Annotated in this window: 3 protein-coding genes and 1 pseudogene; 1 reads left to right on the top strand and 3 read right to left on the bottom strand. The window is 59.4% G+C overall.

Annotation, left to right across the window (positions count from 1 at the left end; translation table 11 throughout):
* Positions 1 to 93, top strand: a 93-nt coding sequence (locus OC159_RS20325) for a transposase domain-containing protein (protein ID WP_407674065.1), incomplete at its 5' end; no start/stop codon positions are given.
* Between the two features lie 117 nt (positions 94 to 210).
* Here OC159_RS20325 and OC159_RS20320 read toward each other — a convergent pair.
* The 3 genes and pseudogenes from OC159_RS20320 to OC159_RS19665 form a co-directional block, all read right to left on the bottom strand.
* Positions 211 to 396, bottom strand: a pseudogene (locus OC159_RS20320) (IS3 family transposase); the annotation flags it as partial.
* A 32-nt stretch (positions 397 to 428) separates the two neighbouring features.
* Positions 429 to 1,490, bottom strand: coding sequence for a PD-(D/E)XK motif protein (locus OC159_RS19670; RefSeq protein WP_265502928.1), 1,062 nt, complete (start codon positions 1,488 to 1,490; stop codon positions 429 to 431).
* A gap of 12 nt (positions 1,491 to 1,502) precedes the next feature.
* Complete coding sequence (locus tag OC159_RS19665) at positions 1,503 to 4,136, bottom strand: Z1 domain-containing protein (protein ID WP_265502927.1); 2,634 nt, start codon at positions 4,134 to 4,136, stop codon at positions 1,503 to 1,505.
* Positions 4,137 to 4,476: the final 340 nt, after the last annotated feature.

The following is a 4,476-nucleotide window of genomic DNA, read 5'->3' as shown; positions in this document are numbered from 1 at the left end:
TACCTCAGGGCAACTTTGGAAGCGGTGGCCACCGGTCACCCGCAAGCAAGGATCGACGACCTGCTACCCTGGAACTTCGAGCCTTCAAGCTGAAAGCGCGTGGGGCGCAACCGCCGCTTACTTTGGAATAGACGGGCTGATTTTGTGGCGGACAGTTCGGTTTCATCTGACGCAGGTTATGCTGTCCGACGCTGATGGCGGACATGGATGGCTCACGGAATGCTCCAGATTATGAGCCCGCAGGAATGCTGCCCAGTCCGTGCTGGAGAACTCACTACCATGACCTGAGTGAATCAGCACATTGCCCCTCGGCGTGTGCCGCCAGTCAGCCACTAGCAAGGCCTGCAGAACGACATCCTTTGTCTGCCGACTGTGCATCGGCCAACCAATCCCGCGGGGGGTCAGTTCCGCGCTAAAATCAACAGTTCCTAAATGTGCAGGCTCAGGATCGCCTCCACGACGCGTCGGGCACCTGCGATGGGATTGTCCAAGCTGATCGTCGCGGGAAGTTCCACGCGGAAGGCGACCGACTGCGCATCCACATGCTGATGGGTGATGACATCATGGCGCCGCAAGACCTCGACGGCCGGGTCTGCCATGTCGTACCCACGGACGAAGGTCACGCTAAATGGAGTTGCAAACGGTGCCTCGTTGACCATCGTGGCATGCTCGTATCCGATGCCGGACTCTGTGCCGTACACAGACACGCGCGTGAGAAACTCGTCGACTAAGCCGCTAGCCCCGGTGGCGTTGAGTCGCTCAAGAATGCTCTCTACCAAGGAAGGGATCGACAAAGCGGGCTCATTTAGATCTGCTTGGCGCAGACCGATGCTTACGAGCAGCAGGCGCGCTTCCCCTGTGGCATCATCCCTGGCAGGGGTGGGCTCGATTTGGTGGACGCCATGGATGGCGTGACTTGAAGTGGTGAGAGTAGTAGTCTTTATCTCTACGCCAGTGCCTTCCCATGTGAAGTCCCTTGCCGAGCGGCGCCAACCATCCCAAGCCTGAACAATTGGTCCCACCTGGGGATCGGCCGCGCGGCGGCAGAGAGCGTCGAGTAGGAGCAGTTCCCCAACGAGTCCGAGGATCGCGTTCTCGGAGATCTCCATGCGCTTAATGGCGAGTTCGATCAGCGGCTCGGTGACGGCGAAGGCGCTCTCCAAATTAGAATCAGCTTTCTCGCGCAGCAGTTCAGCGGCAATAAATGCACAGACCTGGTCGAAATGCCCCAGTGCGGGTAAACAAATGCGGTTTGCGTTCAGCGGAGGCAGGGTGTCACGGTGCCAGGAGTGGTAGCGCATCGCGTTATTCACCGTGCCGGTCCGGGGCCTTAACTCGTCGCCTGCAAGGAACAGTTCCAAGTGACCGCGGCTATTCCGAGCGACCCCGACCACCTTCGAATCCGTCAACCAGGCAATGGTGCGGTCTTCTCCAATGGTGCCTGCTGGAACGGCTTTGATCTGGTTTAGCACTGCTTCGTAGCTGGTCATGGGAGTTCCTTCTTAGCGACCGTCGTTTCCAGCACGGGTGGCTGAGAACTGCTCCGGACCTCCCGCAGGGAGACAGACTGCAACTGCGACTGTGGGGTGCTCGTCACCGGGGTGTTGATTGACGTAGAAGAGGATTTGACCGTCGGAGCCGCTGGGTCGCCACCCTGTGCTGTTGCTCGACGGCACCTCAGCCGAACGGTGGTAATAATCGAAGTAGACGTCGCCGCGATACTGGTTCGGGCTGGCGTTGGGGGCACTCGCACCCCAAGTGGTCTTGAGTTCGCCTTCGGCCACCCTCTTTGTGGTGGCGCGTATGTTAAATGGGAGCAGTGCCAGCGGACCTTTGGATACGAGGGCACCATCTCCGTAACGAATGCCGATCCAGAACCGTGGTCGCTCAGCGCTCTTGCGCCTAAGGTCGGCGTAGGACCATAGATCGCCGGGCTGGCCAGTGACAAATAGGCCCGTGATCGACCGAGTGAGGCAGGCCGACCAAAGTCGAAGGTAGGCGGCGATGGCATAGGGACAGGCTCGCCTTGGCTGGTCTCCCTCACCATGCCTCACCGGCGGGCGATAGAAAGGTGAATCCGCTAGTGGGGCAACTGCGTTTGCCCGGGCTTCGATACCGCTCCAGAAGTCCGCGTGAAACCCCTCGCTCCCGGGTTGGTAACCTGGGAAAGCGAGGCTACCCAAGAGTTCGGCGGCCTCGGTTAGTTCGAGTGGAACATTTAGGATCCGGCCCCGCAACACACGGGCGACAGTGAGGTCGCTGGATGGCCGAACGAAGAGTCTAGCCACGATGTCTGCATTGGGATCCGCCTGCCGGCTGTCATTGATGACCGTAACAAATGGGCGTGCCCCTGGTGATAGTGGTAGATGGCCCACGCCTGCGATCTTGCCGGTAGCTTCGAAATTAAAACCCTGCAAGACGGTCGGTTTAGGGGCGTCGCGCATCATGCGCTCGGTGATGGCAGTTCGAACCGCTTCGTCGACATCGTGATAAGCACGGAAGAGCGAGAGCTGGTCGCTGGAGGCGAAGATGCGGCACAACTCAATATGTGACCCGCGGTAGCCGAACCAGCGCTGCATCTGCATCTGGGTGTCGGCCAGCGGGTTGGCCGATGAACGCTGAAACAACGCCGTGGTCATCCCTTCCAGCGTCAGTCCCCGGGCCATGACATTCCCCGAGACGAAGATCGTGCAGAGGTCGCGGGCTGCTCTCCATTTACCGGTGTCTGCATCCTGGCTCGGTGCGTAGGCAGGGCGATCGTCAGCGTTAGGGTCGCTGTTGACCACGGCGATCCTAGTTCCAGGGATCACCTCCCGAATTAGTAGGTTTTCGACGGTCTGCCAGTCCGGGAAACTCGCCGGTGGCAGGACGTCGAACTCCTCCTCTATTACTCTGGCGGAGGCGCGATACTTTTCGAGCCATTGCACCCATGGGGCGGGGTCCGCAAGCAATTGATCCACTAACGCGTGGGGGAACCTGGCATCTCCCGCATCGAGCATATCTCGCGCCGTCGCTCGATCCCGAATTCCCGCCCAGATCAGGAGATCCTCAGCGCCCCGGAAGTGGTGCTGGATTGCCGCAGAAGGGTGATATAGCATCGAGTGCGGCGAAGCCGCGTTGGCAAGGGCTTCTTCCTTGGTGTCGAATTGCTTTGCGAGTGCGGACGCTGGGCCGAGCCTCCCAGACCGGTGTAGGCGGATTGCGCCCGCTACCAAGAAAGCTCGGACTGCGTCGGCCAGGTCCTGCTGCACGAAGTTGGTGGTGGGCACGCATAGTTTGGCTGCTTCCGCACGGCGATAGAATACCTCACCGCCGGTGTAGAAAGAACGGATCCCAACTGCCTCTGGGTAGGTCGATGAGCGAGGAGCATTGAGATTGCCAGGGTTGGTTGTATCTACTGGATGGCCAACGTCGAGTGGCGTGCGGAGAGAAATCAGGAAGTCTCGTGGCGCCAGGGGGTTGTGATCCTCCTGAAGAAGGTTGGCCTGAGGTGTCGCCGTGTAGGCGATGTAGGTCGAGAACAGATTTTTAGGAGAACCCTGGGGAGGATCCCAGAGGTTGGCGATCGCACGTGGGATCTGCTTTAGTCTGCCGTAAATAGGGTCTTGTGAGGACTCAACGATGGCATCGAGGATTGAGCCGTCGTCGGCCTCATCGTCGAGCACGAGCATATGGACGCTGCGATCAAGCTCCTTAACTTCGTTAAAAACGTTGTTGCGCAGGCTTGCGGCCAAGGCATGCAGATGATCGGTCTGCTTCATCGCCACGATGATTAGAGGCTTGCGCTGACCCAGCCGTTGTCGCACTTGTGCCGGCGTCAAGCCGTAAGTGGTTGCTAGTGGGTAGGCCTGTTCTGACAGAGCGATGCCAGGCGTAGGGCACAGCAGGCGGCGCTTAATCTTCTGTACGTTTTCCTCGCCTGAGTCCAACTGCTGCACCAGCCTCTCATAGGTCTGGCGCCACAAGGAGAGACGGGTCCCGGCGAGGACGACGATGATGTCGAGGCCGTTGTCGATGGCCAGGGCTGAGACACCCAGCATGGAAGCCGTCTTGCCAGACTGTACCGAGCCCATGACGAGACCCGTGCGTGATCGGCGGGATGACCACTCTTCGGGTTTCGCGGTGTCTGCTGCCAAGATTCCGCGCTGGAGAATATAGCGGGAGTCTGCCTCAACTGAGGCACGCGCTGTGTCGGTCAAGCCGGCGAGTTGAGTCTTGTATCTAGCCCACCACGAGTCCGCCTCCTGAGAAGCGGGTGGGTTGAAGTAGACGTGCTCGACGAGTGGAAAACTTCCTGGCACCACTCTTAACTCTTCGGTTTGATAAGCATCTGCTGCAACGACGCGTACCCGGAGTGACCTGCCCCCCGGAACGTCCCTCGCTCTGATGTAGAGTTTGCTTCATCAAGAAGGAGCAGACGACATGAGGAAGAGCCGCTTCACCGAGGCGCAGATCATCGGAATGATCAAGGAACAG

The organism is Paracoccus beibuensis (assembly GCF_026162625.1).
Lineage (GTDB): Bacteria > Pseudomonadota > Alphaproteobacteria > Rhodobacterales > Rhodobacteraceae > Paracoccus > Paracoccus beibuensis.
This window is presented reverse-complemented; position numbering and strand designations above follow the sequence as displayed.

Excerpts from the sequence above, each read along its gene's own strand:
- OC159_RS19670 (WP_265502928.1), bottom strand. The coding sequence starts at position 1,490 with ATGACCAGCTACGAAGCAGTGCTAAACCAGATCAAAGCCGTTCCAGCA.